Origin of the sequence: Taylorella equigenitalis ATCC 35865 (assembly GCF_000276685.1) — a bacterium.
Lineage (GTDB): Bacteria > Pseudomonadota > Gammaproteobacteria > Burkholderiales > Burkholderiaceae_B > Taylorella > Taylorella equigenitalis.
On the sequence record NC_018108.1, the window covers coordinates 1,411,867 to 1,430,657 of the forward strand.

Annotated in this window: 17 protein-coding genes and 1 other RNA gene; 10 read left to right on the plus strand and 8 right to left on the minus strand. The window is 36.9% G+C overall.

What is annotated here, in order from left to right; translation table 11 throughout:
• Position 1 precedes the first annotated feature (1 nt).
• From KUI_RS06495 to rnpB, 5 genes are all read right to left on the minus strand, one after another.
• The gene (locus KUI_RS06495) at positions 2-1,792 is read right to left on the minus strand and encodes a peptidoglycan D,D-transpeptidase FtsI family protein (RefSeq protein ID WP_014840567.1); all 1,791 of its coding nucleotides are present in this window, start codon (positions 1,790-1,792) and stop codon (positions 2-4) included.
• A gap of 8 nt (positions 1,793-1,800) precedes the next feature.
• Positions 1,801-2,103 (minus strand): cell division protein FtsL, encoded by a 303-nt coding sequence (gene ftsL / locus KUI_RS06500; RefSeq protein WP_013521496.1) that lies wholly within the window; start codon positions 2,101-2,103, stop codon positions 1,801-1,803.
• The gene (rsmH, locus tag KUI_RS06505; RefSeq protein ID WP_014840568.1) at positions 2,100-3,089 is read right to left on the minus strand and encodes a 16S rRNA (cytosine(1402)-N(4))-methyltransferase RsmH; all 990 of its coding nucleotides are present in this window, start codon (positions 3,087-3,089) and stop codon (positions 2,100-2,102) included. Before rsmH ends, ftsL begins: the two co-directional genes overlap by 4 nt.
• Positions 3,089-3,517, minus strand: coding sequence for a division/cell wall cluster transcriptional repressor MraZ (gene mraZ / locus KUI_RS06510; RefSeq protein WP_044954053.1), 429 nt, complete (start codon positions 3,515-3,517; stop codon positions 3,089-3,091). The genes rsmH and mraZ overlap by 1 nt, the downstream gene beginning before the upstream one ends.
• 233 nt (positions 3,518-3,750) lie before the next feature.
• Positions 3,751-4,100, minus strand: an RNA gene (gene rnpB, locus KUI_RS08080) — RNase P RNA component class A.
• A 90-nt stretch (positions 4,101-4,190) separates the two neighbouring features.
• Here rnpB and KUI_RS06515 point away from each other — a divergent pair.
• From KUI_RS06515 to KUI_RS06540, 6 genes are read left to right on the plus strand one after another with little or no spacing between them, the layout of a single operon-like run.
• On the plus strand, positions 4,191-5,735 hold the full coding sequence (locus KUI_RS06515; protein ID WP_013521500.1) for a catalase: 1,545 nt from the start codon (positions 4,191-4,193) through the stop codon (positions 5,733-5,735).
• Positions 5,736-5,750: 15 nt separating this feature from the next.
• Positions 5,751-6,659: a glycine--tRNA ligase subunit alpha gene (gene glyQ / locus KUI_RS06520; RefSeq protein WP_013521501.1), complete on the plus strand. Its 909-nt coding sequence runs from the start codon at positions 5,751-5,753 to the stop codon at positions 6,657-6,659.
• Positions 6,652-8,772 (plus strand): glycine--tRNA ligase subunit beta, encoded by a 2,121-nt coding sequence (glyS, locus tag KUI_RS06525; RefSeq protein ID WP_014840570.1) that lies wholly within the window; start codon positions 6,652-6,654, stop codon positions 8,770-8,772. Before glyQ ends, glyS begins: the two co-directional genes overlap by 8 nt.
• Position 8,773: 1 nt before the next feature.
• Positions 8,774-9,343 carry a D-glycero-beta-D-manno-heptose 1,7-bisphosphate 7-phosphatase gene (gene gmhB, locus KUI_RS06530; protein ID WP_013521503.1) on the plus strand — a complete coding sequence of 190 codons (570 nt, stop codon included), beginning with the start codon at positions 8,774-8,776 and terminating at the stop codon, positions 9,341-9,343.
• Between the two features lie 2 nt (positions 9,344-9,345).
• Positions 9,346-10,059 (plus strand): lysophospholipid acyltransferase family protein, encoded by a 714-nt coding sequence (locus tag KUI_RS06535; protein WP_013521504.1) that lies wholly within the window; start codon positions 9,346-9,348, stop codon positions 10,057-10,059.
• Positions 10,052-10,774: a M48 family metallopeptidase gene (locus KUI_RS06540; RefSeq protein ID WP_013521505.1), complete on the plus strand. Its 723-nt coding sequence runs from the start codon at positions 10,052-10,054 to the stop codon at positions 10,772-10,774. The genes KUI_RS06535 and KUI_RS06540 overlap by 8 nt, the downstream gene beginning before the upstream one ends.
• On the opposite strand, the gene rsmA is transcribed toward KUI_RS06540, so the two are convergent.
• The 3 genes from rsmA to KUI_RS06555 are packed head-to-tail and all read right to left on the minus strand — an operon-like array spanning position 10,743 to position 15,403.
• Positions 10,743-11,522 carry a 16S rRNA (adenine(1518)-N(6)/adenine(1519)-N(6))-dimethyltransferase RsmA gene (rsmA, locus tag KUI_RS06545; RefSeq protein WP_014840571.1) on the minus strand — a complete coding sequence of 260 codons (780 nt, stop codon included), beginning with the start codon at positions 11,520-11,522 and terminating at the stop codon, positions 10,743-10,745. The two genes, KUI_RS06540 and rsmA, sit on opposite strands and share 32 nt — an antisense overlap.
• 3 nt (positions 11,523-11,525) lie before the next feature.
• The gene (locus KUI_RS06550) at positions 11,526-13,001 is read right to left on the minus strand and encodes a peptidylprolyl isomerase (RefSeq protein WP_013521507.1); all 1,476 of its coding nucleotides are present in this window, start codon (positions 12,999-13,001) and stop codon (positions 11,526-11,528) included.
• Positions 13,001-15,403 (minus strand): LPS-assembly protein LptD, encoded by a 2,403-nt coding sequence (locus KUI_RS06555; protein ID WP_014840572.1) that lies wholly within the window; start codon positions 15,401-15,403, stop codon positions 13,001-13,003. Before KUI_RS06555 ends, KUI_RS06550 begins: the two co-directional genes overlap by 1 nt.
• 64 nt (positions 15,404-15,467) lie before the next feature.
• Here KUI_RS06555 and KUI_RS06560 point away from each other — a divergent pair, with 64 nt between their 5' ends.
• The 4 genes from KUI_RS06560 to KUI_RS06575 all read left to right on the plus strand — a co-directional run bounded on the left by KUI_RS06560 (position 15,468) and on the right by KUI_RS06575 (position 18,767).
• Complete coding sequence (locus KUI_RS06560; protein ID WP_014840573.1) at positions 15,468-16,499, plus strand: aminoglycoside phosphotransferase family protein; 1,032 nt, start codon at positions 15,468-15,470, stop codon at positions 16,497-16,499.
• A gap of 4 nt (positions 16,500-16,503) precedes the next feature.
• A complete protein-coding gene (gene murU, locus KUI_RS06565) occupies positions 16,504-17,217 on the plus strand; it encodes an N-acetylmuramate alpha-1-phosphate uridylyltransferase MurU (protein ID WP_013521510.1) in 714 nt (237 codons plus the stop codon).
• Positions 17,201-17,971 (plus strand): hypothetical protein, encoded by a 771-nt coding sequence (locus KUI_RS06570; RefSeq protein WP_014840574.1) that lies wholly within the window; start codon positions 17,201-17,203, stop codon positions 17,969-17,971. Before murU ends, KUI_RS06570 begins: the two co-directional genes overlap by 17 nt.
• Positions 17,972-18,059: 88 nt before the next feature.
• The gene (locus KUI_RS06575; protein ID WP_013521512.1) at positions 18,060-18,767 is read left to right on the plus strand and encodes a response regulator; all 708 of its coding nucleotides are present in this window, start codon (positions 18,060-18,062) and stop codon (positions 18,765-18,767) included.
• The last annotated feature ends 24 nt before the right edge of the window (positions 18,768-18,791 follow it).

Genomic DNA, 18,791 nt, shown 5'->3' on the forward strand with positions numbered 1-18,791 from the left:
ATTATCCTTGATTCGGAGACTTGGTTTTTTTGGCTTCAAGATTATTCAAAATAGCATCTGGCGGTATACCTAAATATCTAAGCGTATTTTCGGTAATTTCTGCATTTACTGGACCTGCAGTTACTGTACCGTAATAACCTTCTTTTTTCGGCTTATCAATGGTCACAGCAACTACGATTTTAGGATTAGATATCGGGGCAATGCTTACGTACGACCCCCTATGAAGGTCAGTCGAATATCTACCTTTTACAATCTGTCTTGCAGTACCAGATTTTCCACCAATTCGGTACCCATTAACTTGGGATTGAATTTTCGTACCTTGAGAACCTGAAGCCTCCTCAAGCATATGCCTTACATCACGTGCAACTTGGGGAGAATATACTTGTACCGAGTGTTTATTGTTTGAATTCTTGATTAGGCTTAATGGCACCATGTCTCCATCTCTTGCAAATGCAGTATATGCTTGTGCAATTTGCACTAAGGAAACAGATAGACCGTATCCATATGACATAGTTGCTTTTTCGATGGGCTTCCAAGTTTTCCAAGGTCTCACACGACCAGACGACACCCCAGGAAATGATATAGACGGTGACTGTCCAAACCCAAGTGCTGTAAATACAGTCCACATCTGCTCTGCGTTGAGTTTATCAGAGAGCATTGCCATCCCAATATTACTAGATCTGCGTAAAAGACCTGTCAAATCGAGATTACCATTTCTTTTTGAAACGTCTGTAATGGTCGCTCCATGATACTTCCATGTGCCATTTCCTGTAGGAAAGATGGTTTTTTTGGTAGCCACTTTCGCATCAAGTGCCAATCCAACCACAAATGGTTTAATAATAGAACCTGGCTCGAAAATGTCAGTTACAACTCTATTTCTAAGTGCAGACCCTTTACGTGCTTTTTTGTCATTAGGGTCATAGGTTGGGATACTTATCATTGCCAATATCTCACCAGTGTCAATATCTGCAACTATAGCTGCACCCGATTCTGCGTTATGTTTTTTTATTGCTTTTTGAAGTGCAGTAGCGGCAATATATTGGACTCGAGTATCGATAGTTAAATCGATATTTTCACCATGTTTTGCAGGTAAGCTATCAGTAGAATTTACGTCCTCAATAACCTCACCTAGTCTATTTCTAATTACTACGCGAGAACCGTCCTGCCCTTCAAGTTTTTTATTAAATTGACGCTCAAGACCCTCTATGCCATTATCCTCGATATTAGTAAATCCGACAACATGAGCCATTAATGAGCCTTGCGGATAATAACGCTTACTTTCTGAGTCAATATTCACGCCCTTAATTTTTAGGGTACGAACAGCTTCGGAAACTTGTAAATCAACCTGCCTTCTTAAAAACAAAAAATGACGGTTTTTATGTTTATTTAGTTTGGCAATAAGCTCTTTTTCGTTCAGATTTAATGCTTTAGTAAGTTCAGATATTTTTTCTGCAGGAGCAACTAGCAATTGTTCAGGAACAACCCAAATGCTACTTGCAGGAACACTGGTTGCTAAAAATTCTCCATTACGGTCTGTAATTCTTCCTCGTTCTGCTTTCAAAGGAAAGCGAGCTTCATAACGACTATCACCTTCTTGACGTAAAAAATCATTATTCCAAGTTTGCTGATATAAAGCCCTTCCACCAACAATTGCAAAACCGCCTACCATAAAAATAAATAGTATATTTGTCCTATTGAAAAGAGTTTTCTTTCCGCGACAAACATCATATGAACGAACTACATTATGGCTCGCTCTCCTATTATGACCATTTTTCTTAGAAAACAATTTCAATTTAACCTCTATTGTTTAGGTTCATCAGCAGACTTATTAGAATCAGGTAAATTTATATAAATAATTTCACCTAATTCAGGATTCTTAAGGTCTAACTTTTCTTTTATCTGTTTATCTACATTAATCGTAGAAGACAAGTTAGCCCTTTCTAGTTGTAGATAACTCCAAACCTCATTTAATTTTTGCTGTGCATTTTGCACACGCACAATATCGTTATATACAAGCCTTTGCTCATATCGAACAATTACGAGCTGCATGGCACTGTATATAAAAAAACTCACCAGCAAAAGAATAAAAATTACTACTCTCATCTTTGGCCTTCTATTCTTTCAGCCACTCTCAAAATAGCTGACCGAGATCTAGGATTCTTAAGAATCTCATCTTCAGTAGCAGTGAGCTTTCCTAAACTCTTAAGATTACCCTTAGGCATATCGACCTCCCTTATGGGTAATCTAGCAAACTCAGAGGCAGGATTCGATTCCTTAGCGATAAACTGCTTCACAATCCTGTCCTCAAGCGAGTGAAAGCTTATAACTGATAAGCGTCCACCTACCTTTAATAGCTCTATAGCTGACGTGAGGCTGCGTGATAACTCTTCAAGTTCCTCATTGATGTAAATCCGTATAGCTTGAAAGGTCCTTGTTGCCGGGTGCTGCCCTTTTTCACGAGTCCTGACGTTGGCTGCGATGAGCTCGGCCAATTCGTGCGTGGTGCGTATTGGGTTGTGTTCGCGGCGACTTGCAATCGCCTTTGCAATCTGGAAAGCAAACCGTTCTTCGCCATATTCCTTAATCACCTTTGCTATAAGTTCAACATCAGCACTCGCAAGCCATTCAGCAGCAGTTAATCCCTTGGAATTATCCATACGCATATCCAAAGGACCATCCCTCATAAATGAAAACCCACGAGTTCCATCATCAATTTGGGGGGATGAAATCCCTAAATCCATTGTTATGCCATCAACCTTAGTAATCCCCAAATCACTTAAGACATCAGACATAGTTGAAAATGCTCCATGTACTACCAACACACGACCATCTTCTTTTTTTAAACTTTCAGCCGCCTCAATTGCCATTGGATCCTTATCGAAAACAACTAGTTTTGAATTCTTATCCAATAAACTTAAAAGATAACGACTGTGACCGCCTCGTCCAAAAGTACCATCGACATACAATCCACTCTTTGTAAATTTTCCTGTGAGGCATTCACGAAATTGGTTCCTTTTTACATGAAACTCTGGATGCACAAGGGCGTTTATAGTTTCATATAAAAGTACACTTACGTGTTTGAATTCCATCACAAGACAAAGTTACCTAGAGCACTCAAGTCAATAGCCTCAATGTCCGCTTCTTGCTGCTTAGCAAATTTCTCTGCATCCCACAGCTCAAAATGGCCGCCCATGCCAACCAGGACGACTTCTTTAACTATGTCCGCAACGTCACGCAGCTCCGGAGCAATTAAAACTCGCCCTGACCCATCAATCGCTACATCCTGTGCATTACCCAATAAAAGCCTCTGCAAATTACGATGCGATGAAGGTAGGTTCATAATGACTTTTCTTTTGGATTCCCATTCTGACCTGGGGTAAATCAGCAAACCACCATCAAGGTTTCGAGTAATGGTAAGTTCTCCTCGGAAATCCGTGCTTAATACATCACGATAACGGGCTGGAATGGTCATCCTTCCCTTGTTATCTAGCGATAAAGCACTGTTACCTTGAAAAATCACTTTTGTCCCACTTTTTGACACAATTTCCTACTTATTCCCACTTTAATATATTTTGAGAGTATTTTCAACATTAGAAACAGGGAATTTCATTAAAAATTAATGACTTATAATTGCTTTAAATAAATTAAATTAAGACAGCCAGGTAAATCAATGGGTTACAAGATTTAATTAATCTAGTTTGTAGAAAGTTAGAGAGTGAGAAAGATTTTTTTAGAACTTAAATGTAGTAAAAATGAAGCAAGCCTATAAGCCGGATTCTGTAGACAAAGTCGACAATCATTCATCTAGATTAATTATTACTAATTAATTCAAGCCTCCTACCCGCATACTCGGACGGGTAGCCCTTAATGCATGCTTCTTGGAGTTGCTCCAAATAGAGGTTACCGCGTTTCACTCTAGAATGCTGTCCAAAAGACGCAATACGGAAGTGGCCGTACCAGTGCAGCATAACTGCCCACACCCTAGCCTCGTCTCTGTGGCCCTATTCCTCACCTCACGGTGGACGGCCGTTAGCCGCTATTTTACCCTGTGGAGTCCGGACTTTCCTCGGGAAAACTCCCACGATTGTCCAGCTTGCTTCAAGGGCAATTTTATCAGTACCTAAAGGTTTTATAAACTATTTGACCAAAATGATAAAATTTAATAAACCCATGAAACTAAAGGAGGAAACATGGCTAAGAAAAAAAATAATGAAAAAATGGAATTTCCTGAAAAATTCCCTTCTGAAAAACACCCTTATCTTAAAGAATGCCCTGTTACTAAATTAACTACCCAATTTGGCATACCAGTTCCTAACAATCAAGATAGTAAAAGTGCAGGAGCTAGGGGACCTTTGCTTTCTGAAGATATTTGGTTGCATGAGAAATTAGCCAATTTTGTCCGTGAAGTTATTCCAGAGCGCCGTATGCATGCTAAAGGTTCTGGAGCTCATGGTGTTTTTACAGTAACTAACGATATCACTAAATATACCTGTGCGAAATTATTCAGCGAAGTAGGCAAAAAAACTGATATATTTGTTCGTTTTTCTACTGTAGCTGGTGAGCGGGGAGCTGCAGATGCTGAGCGTGATATACGTGGATTTTCTATGAAATTCTATACTGAGGAAGGAAACTGGGACTTAGTAGGAAATAACACTCCTGTCTTCTTTTTTAGAGACCCTCGTAAATTTCCAGATTTAAATAAAGCTGTAAAACGCGACCCACACACAAATTTAAGAAGTCCTGCTTACAATTGGGATTTTTGGACATTATTGCCAGAAGCATTCCACCAAGTAACTATATTGATGTCAGACCGTGGCATTCCTAAGTCATATAGACACATGCATGGATTTGGATCTCATACTTATAGCTTTATAAACGACAAAAAAGAAAGATTCTGGGTTAAGTTCCATATGAGAACCCAACAAGGTATCGAAAACTTAACTGATGATGAAGCTGAAAAACTCATTGGTAAAGACCGTGAGAGCCACCAAAGAGATTTATACAATGCTATAGATAAAGGTGATTATCCTAAATGGACTATGTATGTACAGATTATGCCTGAAAAAGAGGCTGAAGAAGTTCCATATCATCCATTTGACTTAACTAAGGTTTGGCCAAAAGGTGACTATCCACTTATCGAAGTTGGTGAATTTGAACTTAATCGTAATCCAGAAAATTACTATTTAGATGTAGAGCAAGCTGCATTTGCTCCTAGTAATCTAGTTCCTGGTATCGGTGCATCTCCTGACCGTATGTTGCAAGCTAGACTTTTTAATTACTCTGATGCACAAAGATATAGATTGGGTGTAAATTACCATCAAATTCCAGTTAATAAACCAAGATGCCCGATTATGAGCAATCACAGAGACGGAGCTATTCGTGTAGATGATAATTTTGGGTCATTGCCACATTATGAACCTAATAGCTTTAATCAATGGCAGGAACAAATAGAATACCAAGAACCCCCATTGAAAATTAATGGCGATGCAGCTCACTGGAATTACCGTGAGGATGATGATGACTACTTTAGTCAACCACGTGCACTTTTTGAACTTATGAACGATGAGCAAAAACAAGCTTTATTTGATAATACTGCGGGCAACTTAGGTGATGCTCCTGACTTTATCAAAGAAAGGCATATAGCAAATTGTGAGCGTTGCCATCCAGATTACGCAAAAGGTGTTAGAGAGGCAATTAAAAAAGCTTCTATGCATGAGAAAAAACGTAACGTTTAATATACATATATATTTATGCTAACTTTTCAGCAATTAATTCTTACGCTTCAATCATATTGGAGCGACCATGGGTGCACACTTCTACAACCGATTGATCTTGAAGTTGGTGCAGGAACTTCGCATACGGCTACATTGCTTAGGGCCATTGGTCCTGAGCCGTGGAATGCTGCCTATGTGCAACCTTCGCGCCGACCTAAAGATGGGCGTTATGGAGAGAATCCAAATCGTCTTCAGCACTATTATCAGTATCAAGTTGTTTTAAAACCTGCTCCGCCTGAAATCCTTGAACTTTACATAGGATCTCTTAAGGCTATTGGTATAGAACCCTTAGAACACGATATTAGATTTGTTGAGGATGACTGGGAAAATCCAACTCTTGGAGCTTGGGGGTTAGGCTGGGAAGTTTGGCTAAATGGTATGGAGGTTACTCAGTTTACGTATTTCCAACAAGTGGGTGGTCTCGACTGTCAAGCCACCACTGGTGAAATCACATATGGCTTAGAACGTATCGCTATGTATTTGCAGGACGTTCAAAGTGTTTACGATTTAGTATGGACCTATAATCGAAACGGGGAACCCGTTTATTATCGTGACATTTTTCATCAAAATGAAGTTGAGCAATCTACTTACAATTTTGAATACGCAGATGTTCCAACCCTCTTCAAGCATTTCAAAGATTATGAGTCTCAGGCTCAAGCTTTAGTTAATTTGGAGAACCCATTGGCATTGCCAGCCTATGAGCAGGTACTAAAAGCCGCCCACACATTTAATTTATTGGATGCACGAGGTGCTATCAGTATTACCGAGCGGGCTGCCTATATAGGTAGAATTAGAAACTTATCTAAACTTGTTGCTCAATGCTATTACGATTCGCGTGAAAAGCTAGGTTTTCCTATGCTTAAAAAGGAAGAGATGAATGTCTAACCAATCATTACTTATAGAATTATTTACAGAAGAACTTCCTCCAAAAGCTTTACGAAATCTAAGTGAAGTTTTTGCTAGCGAAATCGTTAAGGGACTAGTTAAGATAAATCTTTTAGAAGGTGATTCTGAATCACACGAAAAATACACAGTTTTTGCAACCCCTAGAAGATTGGCCGTTCTTGTGAGGGACGTTTTAGATGTAGGTCCAGAGCAACCTTTCACAGAAAAACTTATGCCCAAAAAAGTTGGTCTTGATTCTGAGGGAAATGCAACTGCAGCCTTGACAAAAAAATTAGAATCTAAGGGTATGGGAAATTTTGCTGTAAGCGATTTGCAAGTTAAATCGGATGGAAAGCAGGACTATCTCTATTTATCCGGCATTAATGCTGGTCGCTCATTAAAAGCTGATTTGCAGGCTATATTCCAACATGCGGTCGATAGTCTTCCAATCCCTAAAGTTATGCGTTATCAATTAGCTGATGGCAAAACATCAGTTAAATTCGTAAGACCTGTTCATGGATTAGTTGCCATGCATGGGTCTGAGGTTATCGATATATCAGCGTTTGGTATAAATTCTTCAAATGTAACTCATGGACATAGGTTTATGGGCAAATATAGCTTTGAAGTTTCTTCTGCTGACTCATACGAAAATCAATTACTAGATGAAGGCATGGTAGTTGCTAGCTATTCAGAAAGAATGAATTACATAAGTTCAAAATTAGAAAGTATTTCTTCTGAATTAGGTTTAAATCTAGGCTCTGGAGATGAAGTTAATAATTTGATTGAGGAAGTTACTTCATTAGTTGAATATCCAGAAATTTATGTTGGAGAATTTGAGGAAAAATTCCTGCAAGTCCCATCAGAGTGTTTAATCTTGACTATGAGATTAAATCAAAAATATTTCCCACTTTTTAATCCAGATGGTTCTTTGAGTAATAAGTTTCTTATTGTCTCAAACATGAAAGTTTCTAATCCTTCAAATATCATCGAAGGTAATCAACGTGTCGTAAGGCCGAGACTTGCTGATGCTGAATTTTTTTACGAGACAGATAAAAAACTTTCATTTGAGCAGATGCTTGAACCACTTAAAACTGTGGTATACCACAATAAGATTGGATCTCAATTTGAAAGAGTTGAAAGAATAGAAAAAATCGCAAAATTTATAGCATCAAAACTAGGAGCTGATGAAAGTCTAGCATCACGTGCCGCTCTACTTTCTAAAGCAGATTTAAGTTCTAATATGGTCGGCGAGTTCCCAGAATTGCAAGGCATTATGGGGTCATATTATTCCAAACTTCAAGGCGAGCCTGAAGAAATTTACGATGCTATTAAAGATCAATATAAACTTAAATTTGATAGAGAATATTCAAACAAATCAGTGACATCTTTAGCTTTGTACTTAGCTGATAGGATTGAGACTCTTATTGGGATTTGGGGCATAGGTTCAGCTCCTACAGGTGAAAGAGATCCTTACGGTCTCAGAAGAGCAGCTTTGGGTTTAATTTCTGCGATAGAGTCTTTGTCAGGCTCAGAAAATGAAAATTCCCTAAACCTATCAGAAATTTTGCACTTTGCTCAAACATTATTTTCAGACATACCAAAATCTACCGCTATTGAAGTTGAATTATTTATATATGACAGGCTTAAAAACCAGTTATACAACACATACAGTAAACAGCTTGTTGACTCTGTATTGACTAATAAAACTCACATAAATGATGTGGTGCCTCGTATAAAAGCATTGTCAGATTTTTCTAAGACTTCAGAAGCATCTAGTCTAGCTACTGCAAATAAAAGGATTAGTAATATTCTTAAGAAAATCGATTACCAGCTTCCAGCTATCGATAAAACTTTATTTAAAGCAGAGGCAGAAAAAAATCTGTACGAATCTTATGTGCAGATTAAGGATGAGCTCAAATCTAAATTCACATCGAAAAACTACAACGAAGTATTCTTAAAGCTTTCTACACTTAGGGATTCAGTCGATAAGTTTTTTGAAGATGTTATGGTTATGGACGAGGACATTGCCATAAGAAATAATAGATTAGCACTTCTTAAAGAATTGCATGAGCACATGAATTTAGTTGCTGATATATCGTTGCTAGCGAATTGATATGAAATTAATTGTTCTGGACCGAGATGGGGTTATAAATGTCGATTCGGAAGACTATATTAAGACTGCCGATGATTTTCAACTTATCGACGGTTCAGCACAGGCTATTTCTAAATTAAATCTTGCTGGGTATAGAGTTGTAGTTGCTTCAAATCAATCTGGTCTTGGTCGTGGCTATTTCGATATTCATGCACTTCATCAAATGCACAGAAAACTTCAAGTCATCCTAAAAGATTTGGGGGGCTACATAGATGCATTTTTCTTTTGCCCACATACACCAGAAGATGATTGTCTTTGTCGTAAGCCCAAACCTGGTTTATTTGAAGACATAATTAATCGGTACAAGTTAGACATAACTGAGCATCCATATTTTGCCGTTGGTGACTCCTTACGTGATCTGCAAGCATCAGCTACTGCTGGATTTGAGCCCATTCTAGTAAAAACTGGCAATGGGAGTAAAACTCTAGCATCAGAGTCTTTTTTAGAATTCCAAGATGATATAGGTTATGAAGTTCCTGTGTTCGAGAATTTGCTTAGCTTTGTAGAAAAGTATTTGCTTGCAGATATGTAATTATGAAAAAGGCTATTTTCAACACACTTTTAGCTATAAACACCATAATTTTTGGAAGCCTTAGTCTGGTACTTTTTCCATTTGACCTATACACAAAATGGTCCGTAATTAAGCTTTGGCCAAAAATTACAATATGGCTAGCTAAAGTCATCTACGGCATTAAATATAAGGTAAAGGGGCTGGAAAATATCCCTAACAAAGGTGCAATCTATATGTCCAAGCACCAATCTGAATGGGAAACATTTTTTTTACCGACCATTTTCAACCGCCCTACATGCTATGTTTTAAAAAAGGAGCTTCTGAATATACCTTTCCTGGGGTGGGGTCTTAGATGTGCTGGTCATATACCTATCGATAGAAAAAATCCACGTTCTGCTATGAAGCTTATCCTCTCTGAAGGTATGGATAGGATAAAAAATAATGCAAATATAATAATATTTCCAGAAGGTACTAGAACACCTGTCGGTTCAAGCAAACATTATAAGAAAGGCGGATCGTTTTTAGCTAGCTTTTCAAAACTAGGTGCCATTCCTATTGCAATTAACTCTGGACACATTTGGTCGAGAGATTCAAAAAATATTAAGTCTGGTACTATTACAGTTTCAATAGGGCCATTAATTCCGAGTGACGGTCTCAGCTCTGAAGAGCATTTAGAAAAAGTTCAGCAATGGATTGAAAACGAGATGCGAACATTGAATCCGGAACACTATGTCTGAAAATCAACTATGCTTAATCCCACAAAACGAAATTGAGTTAGAACTTGATGAGGAATTAATACTTGTCCACATCGTACGTAAACCAAGAAAAAGATTAGTTCTTAAAATCACACCAGAAGGAGTAATACTTAGTACTCCTCCACATATAAGTAACGAGAAAATTAGTTTATTCTTAAATCAAAATAAGGATTGGCTACTAAAAAAATACAAAGCTCTTAAACCAATATTTAAACCTAAAAACGATTGGGTATATGGTGGTCGTATTCATTTTATGGGTGCAGATTACAAAATTACTCCCATTATTTCGCTTGAAAAGCCAGAAATAATGAATACTGAATTTCTAATTCCTGCCATAAATGAACACGACAAAATTAAGGAATTATGCGTATCTTGGCTTTACATAAAGGCTTTGGACATTTTGAATCAAAGAACTAATTATTTCGTAAAAATAACTCAAAATTCATTTATGCAGATGAAACTTAGCAAATCGATTTCTGTTTGGGGACGATGCACGAGCAAAAAAGAAATTCAACTAAACTGGAGACTTATACATCTACCTCTAAGACTTATTGATTACGTTATAGTTCATGAACTAGCCCATCTTAAACACTTAAACCATAGCAGTAAATTCTGGGCGGAAGTAGAAAGAACATTGCCAAACTATTTGGAATTGGATCGAGAAATTAAGACTTATTCAATCTCTTCTCTAATATGAAATCGGATAACTTAATGTAGTCGTCAACCCCTAAATCTTCTGCTCTTAGGGCCTCGTTTATATTTAAAAATTCCCAATCGATATCGTAAGACTTTAGAACCCCTCTAAGCATTTTTCTTCTTTGAGAGAAGGCTTGTTGAACAACCTTTGAAAACACATCATAGGACTTTGGCTTAGGTCTATCACTTGCAAGAGGGAGCATCTTGACTACAGCAGAATCTACCTTAGGTGGTGGTGTAAATGCTTCAGGAGGAACATCAAGTATGGAATGCATTTTATATCGCTCTTGAAGCATAACTGATAACCTGCCATACTCCGAACTACCAGGTTTAGCAACCATTCTGTCCACCACTTCCTTTTGAAGCATGAAATGTTGGTCAACTACAGAATCAGCATATTTAAGTAGATGAAAAAGAATAGGACTAGATATATTATATGGAAGGTTACCAACTATCCTTAAGGGTGTAGGAAATATGGAAAAATCTACATCCAGTACATCTGATTCGATAACAGTTAGTTTTGATTCATCATGTGTTTTTCTAAGCTTAGCAGCCAAATCTCTATCAATCTCAATCACATATAGATGATTTAATTTAGATAGTAGAACATTAGTTAATGCAGATAAGCCAGGACCTATCTCAACAACACAATCAGAGGCATTTAACGATAATTTACGAACAATCTCATCGGGCACACTTTGGTCAGTCAAAAAATGCTGACCAAATCTTTTCCTAGCTTGATGTGCCATAGATTACTGGGCTGTTTTAAATCCAGTAAGCCTATTTTCGATATAGGATTGAGTACGTAGTTGATTTATCCAATCTTCCAATATGTTTTCTGACTGCTGCTGATAAAGCATTTCATATGCTACATCTTTTCTAATGTCAGATTTACGGTCAAGGCTTCTTCTTTCAAGAACTTCCATTATGTGCCAACCAAATTTAGTACGGATAGGTTCACTAACTTGGTTAAGTGGCAATGAAAACGCCGCCTGATCAAAAGCAGGGTCCGCACTTCCACGCACTATCCAGCTAAGATCTCCTCCTAATGGAGCAGACGTGTCATCTGAATATTTTTCAGCTAAATCACTAAATTCTGCACCAGATTTAAGTTGATTAGCAATATCAACTATTTTTTCATATGCCTTTTGCTCATCAACAACTGGATTAATAGCAACAAGAATATGGCGAACATGGGATTCTTCTACTTCAACAGGACCTTCTTTTATAGCAGCTTTTTCCTTTTCGCTAAGCTGTGGTTGCGGTGGGTCTGGAAGCCTAACATTTACTGTTTTAACTCTTTGATCTACTAAACCTCTTCTTTCTACTACTCGTAGAATATGAAAGCCATTTGCTGCTTGGAATACACCAGAAGTGCGACCATCTCTCACATTTTTAGTAGCATTCATAAACAGGGCTGGCCAATCCTCATTCATACGAATACCAAGATTTCCGCCATTTGCCGCTTCAGGACCATCAGAATACTGACGTGCCACATCTGCGAATTTTTGACCTTTTCTTATTTTACTTAAAGCCTCATTTGCTTTAGCCTTAGCTGCAGCAACCGTCTCAGGCGAAGATCCCTCAGGAACACGGATATAGATATGTTGTAGAGAAATGGCCTTAGGTACAAAGTATTGCTCTACCACTTGGCGTTTTTCAAATCTAGGCTCAACTTTAACAGGCTCTTTGTACCCCTTTGGTAGTCCAGTAGGATTTTGAGCTAAATACGCTTCTATATCATGAGGTGTAATATTTATACGATCACGAATAATTGCGGCTTTTAAATCTTCAATCAAAATCTGCTGGCGTATATTTTTTAAATACTCATCCCAATTTATATTGTATTGAGAAGAAGCAGCTTTCATTTGTTCAGGAGTTAAACCATTTTGAGCAGCAATATTCTGTATAGCTTGAGCTACCCTTTGGTCTGACACAGTAAGTCCTCTCTCCTTTGCGAAAGTATCCATTAATTTTTCATCTATAAGAGATTGAAGTACTGCTTCATCTGAAAAATGTTGGCCAGAAATGCGCAAAGTATTTAGTCTTGAAGCAAAGTCACCCATAGTTATAACTTCATCATTAACCACTGCAAGGATTTGCTCAGTTGCATTTTTAGACAGCGTATGTTTAACCTGATTTTTAACTTGTTTTGTATCGCTTTGTGCAATTGCAAATACACTTGATAAAGCTAGAGATAAAGTGATTATTTTTTTTGTAAATGACATTATTCGTACCTTTCAAACGGAGAAATCTCAGGAATTGGATTAGAAATATTTTGATATCCTGGGATACTAGACTTTAAAAGCCCCAACGGATCAGGCCCAGCTGAACCTAACCCATTTAATTCTAACTGAAAATAGATTGCCGTATTCGATTTTGAAGCGGAAAGTGCATATCGTTGTAACACAAATCTGGTAGAGAAGCAGCAATTATCCTTATATTCTAGCCCCAAAATAGATTGGGTTGATTTGCTTTCTCTAATGGAATAGTCCCATCTACCCACGGCAAATATTTTTTTTGTGATTGGCCATTGGGTGGCAATGCTCACACTCTCCCTTCCTTTAAGCTGATACACATCTATAAAACTTTTGCCATGCTCATCATAATAATAAGGTTCTTTTTGATATCTATAGGTAAATGCCAACGCTGCCAAGCGTTTAGGTTTCCATCTTAGAGAAAAGAATGTCTGCGATGACAAAAATTTCTTTTGCGAATCTATTTGCCAGCCAGCCTGAACATTTAACGTATCTGTCAAAGCTACAGAAATATCAGCCAATATTTCTGATTTTTTTAACTTATGAAGTCTTTGTTTTTTTGAAATACTAACCTTTTGCTTTGTGAAATAAAATTTCTGAGCAAGTTGCACTGCCATGCGCTCTTTTCCAGAACCTTCATCAAACCACCTAGAGGTTAAACCCATAGTTAAACTATTAGCATTATTTATTCTATCCCAACCGCCAGTAAAAATATTTTCTGAAAACGCATTAGCAAAGTTAAGATAACTCAATGAAGTGTCATATTTAGGTATGTCAGATTGGTCTTTGTATGGTATATAGAGATAGTAAAGCCTAGGCTCTAAAGTTTGGTATTTAGGCTTTCCAAATAAATGAGATTTTCTTTCAAATATCATGCCCGCATCAATTGAGTATATTGGCAATACTCTAGTCTGACTTTCAATCTGCCTACCCGACTGAGCTGAAAATTTTTTTCTTGAATTCTCGAGATTCTTCTTCCAATTAGTTTTATAGTGGGAAATATGTAATCCAATTGCCGGTTTAATATACCATCCCGCTCGTTCTATAGGATATGAAATCTTAGTGTAAGATGAAAGTCTAGACCCATCAGGAGCTAGGGGCTGGTGGGGCCAAACTTTATTTCGTTGAAATTTAAAATTCGTATAAGAAAGCTCTGTGCTGATATCAAAACCGCCTACATCGTACCATTGACCTTTAATATTTAGTTCAGGTAGTCTTTCATACTTATAGTAGTAAATATGCTTAGCTGTATCATCCGATGTTAAATCGTGCAAAGATTGATATTTTGTAAAAGCTAAAAATCCTTTAATTGAGCTATTATTTGTGAAATTTAAACTGATACTTTTAGGAAGAAATATTTTAGTTTCTTGATAGTTTTGCAGATTACTAAAATCGCGTACATAGTCAGAATCAGAAACCGCATTAAAATTTGCTTCTAGTGAGAAATCAAACCCTAAAAAACTTCCTAAAGTATGTTTGTGATTAAATCCTAATAACCACCTATTAGCTTTTCTGAGAGAATCTCGAGGTAAAAAATATAACTCTACACTTCCATTAAAAGATGGGTAAAGATATCTGAATTCGGACCCTAATTGAAACCCACGTTTATAGTAAAACTGATTATAGAGAGTTAAATCTAAATTTGGTGCTATGTTCCAGTAATATGGTACTGTTAACCCAAACCCACTCCTAGAAGTGGATGAGATAGTAGGTGTTAAAAACCCTGAGGTTCTTTCCTTTTTAAGGGGAAATGTCAAATATGGGGACCAAAAAACAGGCACATCACCTAAATACAAAGAGGTGTCAGTAGCTTCAATTTTGTTCTCGTCGTCGAAAACATCAATTTCTTTTGCTTTAAGATGCCAAAATTTGTCTTCGCAGTTACAAGAAGAGTATGTCGTTTGGCTTAAATGAAGATGATTTTCATCGATAAGTTCAGCTTTTTTAGTAGTTCCAGAACCACCATTACTAAGACGAAAATTCGCCTCATCCATAACACCAGTTTTTGCATTCACATTATATTTAAGTGACGGAGTGGCAATAAAATTCCCTCCACTTAATAATCTAACTCCACCTACAGCCTGTAATTCACCACTTTTTATGTTATAAACTATGGAATCCGCTTTAACAACTGAATCTGTTCTTCGAACCTGGGCTCCGCCATTCAACTTCACTACATCTTTATTTTTACTATAGACTACAGAATCACTAATGGTAAAAGTTGTGACATTATTTTTATCGATTTTATTGATATTAAGAAGGTCACTCGTGTCTAAAGAAGGCATATTACTTTGAGCCGCAAACATAGTAGTCGTGCTGGCTACAAATATTAATAAACCTTTACTTAAATAATCAAAAAAAATCTTAGACACAGGCAGAAGCTAGACTAGCAATTAATACTAAAATATTAAAAGAACAAATTATAAAGTAGATTGTATGGCAATAACTCCTGACTCACGATTTGAAAAACTTAGAAACTGGCTTTTTTCGTTTAAGGATAATTATGGATTTGATTTAGACTCTCTTAGAGCGGCCTCTAGCGATGCCAGCTTTAGAAGGTATTTTAGAGTCGATGCCAAAGATGGAACTTTCATAATTATGGATGCACCTCCTGAAAAACAAGACTGTAAGCCATTTATAAATATTTCAGAAAGGCTTAAAGAAGCATCCGTAAATGTCCCAAAAATACTAGAGAAAGATGAAACTGAAGGTTTTTTACTCTTAAATGACTTAGGAGAAAAAAATTATTATTCCGCTATTCATGATGGTCTTTCTGATCAGGAAATTCAAAGCATTTATTTAAAAGCTATAAATGAACTTATAAAAATGCAAAAGGCGAATAAGGAGGCATTGCCAAAATACAGTAAGGAAAAAATGCTTGAAGAACTAAAACTTTTTCCTGAATGGTACGTATCAAAGCTATCTAAATATGAATTATCAGCACCTCAAAGCATTCAGTTAGAAGAGATTTTCAATTTAATATGCGAAAGAACTTCTAAAGAGGCACAAGTTTTTGTTCATAGAGATTTTCATTCGCCAAATATTATGTACTCACCTAATGATATTGCACCTGGAATAATTGATTTTCAAGATGCCGTTGAGGGGCCTATTAGTTATGATTTGGTATCTCTAATTATGGATGCTAGAACAACTTGGGATGAAACTAGACAGCTGGATTGGGCTATTCGATATTGGGAGCAAGCAAAATCCGCAGGACTTCAAGTTCCAGATGATTTTTCTGTATTCCATGAGAATTATGAATGGATGGGCTTACAAAGAAATCTAAGAATATTAGGTGTATTCGCTAGACTATCGATTAGAGATGGGAAACATCATTATCTTGACCATATACCTAGAGTAAAAAAATATGTTCATCAGGTTGCGGATAGATACTCAAAACTAAAACCTATATCCAAGCTTTTGAATGATATTGATCAAGTAAAAACTAGATTTGGATATACATTCTAATTTTATGAAGGCAATGATTTTATGTGCAGGTCGTGGCAGTCGAATGCGACCCTTAACTGATATTACACCCAAACCTTTGCTTAAATTAGGGTCTAAACGTCTGGTAGAGTGGCATCTCGAACGTCTAAGTAATGCGGGGTTCAAGGATATTGTAATTAATTACGCATGGCTTGGAGAACAATTTCCAAAAACATTAGGTGACGGCTCAAGGTGGAATTTGAACATAAATTACTCACCTGAACCTGAAGGAGGTCTTGAAACTGCAGGTGGTATAGCCTACGCATTGGATATATTGGGTGATGATCCGATATTAGTAATAAACGGAGACATATGGTGTAATTGGAAACCAAGTGAAGCCTATAGTTATAGAGAAAAATTAGAAGAAGATGAAAAGGATGCATTCTTAGTTTTAGTGGATAATCCACAGCATAATCCTAAAGGGGATTTCACCATAGACAATAATGGTAAAATTCTAGCCGTTGAAACGAGAGAGTTTGATATGCTTACATTTGCAGGCATCGGGGTTTATAGACCCTCAATTTTCTCAGACATAGCCAAAGGTGATTTTGTTAAATTAGCCCCATTGCTTAGGACCTTGATGACTGAAGATAAAGTTATAGGTCATTATTTCAAAGGTTTGTGGTTTGATATAGGCACACCTGAAAGGCTAAATCAAATAAATAATTTAATCGGTAATTTGAATGAAGAAGACCTCTAATAAACAAGTTCTATTTAGCCCATCCTATGGAGTTCGAAAATCTCGAAGATCGAAATCATTCCTACCATTTTTGGTAGGACTTATTGTAGGCGTAGGAGGTTATTGGTTTGTTCAAGCTAATTATTTGCCACATGAATCTTCGGAGATAGATAATAAAGATTTAACTAAGCAAATTGAAGTTCTCAAGTATGAAAAAGAAGCTTTAGTTCGCCAAGTTCACGAAGCTCAAGCAAATGCCCTAGTTTTGAAATCACAAATTGAAGAAGCAGAAAAGAAAAAACTACAGGATGAAGAGTCTAAAAAAGATTTAAATCCAATCACGCCTGTAGCGGAAGAAGGAAATAACGACTCTATCGATGCATTACTTAAAACCCTTCCCGAAGACACAACAGACTCACCTATTGGGGTGAGACTGGCTGAATTTAAAGGTTATAAAGGACATCTAAACTACAAACTAATTCTCTCAGAAAAGGATAAGTCTATTACTGATAGAACTATTAAAGTTGATATCCTAGCCAAGGGTAAGTATATGAACGGTAATAGTGGTTTTGAAAACATCAAATCGTTCGATGCAGTTTCAGGACCTTATACAAATATTCAAAAATCAGTAGACCTAACAAAACGCACACTTACCCCACTTAAAGTCGAACTTAAGATTTTTGATAAATCTAACAATAAACTTATAACTAAAAGAGAGTTTGAAGTAGAACAAATTACTCCTGAAACGCCGAGTGGTGAAGCTAATCAAAACTAAAATTTAATTACATAATATTTCTTTTTCATTTTCTTGTTTCATATTTTTATATAGTAGTTATGGGAAGAAGATTTGATGAGGGTAAATTATGAATAAACCACTAACTAAAGTAATGATAGTGGATGATGATCCAGATTTAAGACAGCTTTTAGCTCAGTATTTAAACCGACATGGATACGATACCCTTTTAGTTTCAGACGGAAATGATTTAGCAGACCGTATAATTAGGTTCTCACCTGATTTAATTGTTCTAGATCGCATGTTACCTAGCGGTGATGGTGTTGATTTCTGTAGAAATTTAAGGGACCAGCACGAGGACATACCAATTATTTTGTTAACTGCTAGGGATGAAACCGCCGATCGAGTATTAGGCTTAGAATCTGGGGCTGATGACTATATTGGTAAACCTTTTGATCCTCGTGAGTTGTTGGCTCGTATAGAAACTGTTCTACGTCGCAAAAAGGGTGCTTCAACTCTCATTAAAGAGACACCTATTCACTTTGGACCATTTACTTTTGATCCTATTAAAAGACAGCTTCTAAAAGATAATGAAGTTGTTAAACTTACTGGCGGAGAAATTAATCTTCTTGAAGCTTTTGTTCAAAATCCAAGCAAGCCACTTTCTAGAGAAAAATTACTTGCTTTATCGAGAAATGATGACGAAGGCGAAAGAAATGATAGGGCCATTGACATTGCCATCCTAAGGCTACGTCGTGCACTAGAAGATGACCCTAAAGATCCTAGATGGATACAAACTGTTTGGGGTGTGGGTTATAGATTTTCTCCTAAAGCCTAACTAAAAACATGAATTTCGGGCTGT

Excerpts from the sequence above, each read along its gene's own strand:
- ftsL (WP_013521496.1), bottom strand. The coding sequence starts at position 2,103 with ATGAGAGTAGTAATTTTTATTCTTTTGCTGGTGAGTTTTTTTATATAC.
- rsmH (WP_014840568.1), bottom strand. The coding sequence starts at position 3,089 with ATGGAATTCAAACACGTAAGTGTACTTTTATATGAAACTATAAACGCC.
- KUI_RS06515 (WP_013521500.1), top strand. The coding sequence starts at position 4,191 with ATGGCTAAGAAAAAAAATAATGAAAAAATGGAATTTCCTGAAAAATTC.
- glyQ (WP_013521501.1), top strand. The coding sequence starts at position 5,751 with ATGCTAACTTTTCAGCAATTAATTCTTACGCTTCAATCATATTGGAGC.
- glyS (WP_014840570.1), top strand. The coding sequence starts at position 6,652 with ATGTCTAACCAATCATTACTTATAGAATTATTTACAGAAGAACTTCCT.
- gmhB (WP_013521503.1), top strand. The coding sequence starts at position 8,774 with ATGAAATTAATTGTTCTGGACCGAGATGGGGTTATAAATGTCGATTCG.
- KUI_RS06535 (WP_013521504.1), top strand. The coding sequence starts at position 9,346 with ATGAAAAAGGCTATTTTCAACACACTTTTAGCTATAAACACCATAATT.
- KUI_RS06540 (WP_013521505.1), top strand. The coding sequence starts at position 10,052 with ATGTCTGAAAATCAACTATGCTTAATCCCACAAAACGAAATTGAGTTA.
- rsmA (WP_014840571.1), bottom strand. The coding sequence starts at position 11,522 with ATGGCACATCAAGCTAGGAAAAGATTTGGTCAGCATTTTTTGACTGAC.
- KUI_RS06550 (WP_013521507.1), bottom strand. The coding sequence starts at position 13,001 with ATGTCATTTACAAAAAAAATAATCACTTTATCTCTAGCTTTATCAAGT.
- KUI_RS06560 (WP_014840573.1), top strand. The coding sequence starts at position 15,468 with ATGGCAATAACTCCTGACTCACGATTTGAAAAACTTAGAAACTGGCTT.
- murU (WP_013521510.1), top strand. The coding sequence starts at position 16,504 with ATGAAGGCAATGATTTTATGTGCAGGTCGTGGCAGTCGAATGCGACCC.
- KUI_RS06570 (WP_014840574.1), top strand. The coding sequence starts at position 17,201 with ATGAAGAAGACCTCTAATAAACAAGTTCTATTTAGCCCATCCTATGGA.
- KUI_RS06575 (WP_013521512.1), top strand. The coding sequence starts at position 18,060 with ATGAATAAACCACTAACTAAAGTAATGATAGTGGATGATGATCCAGAT.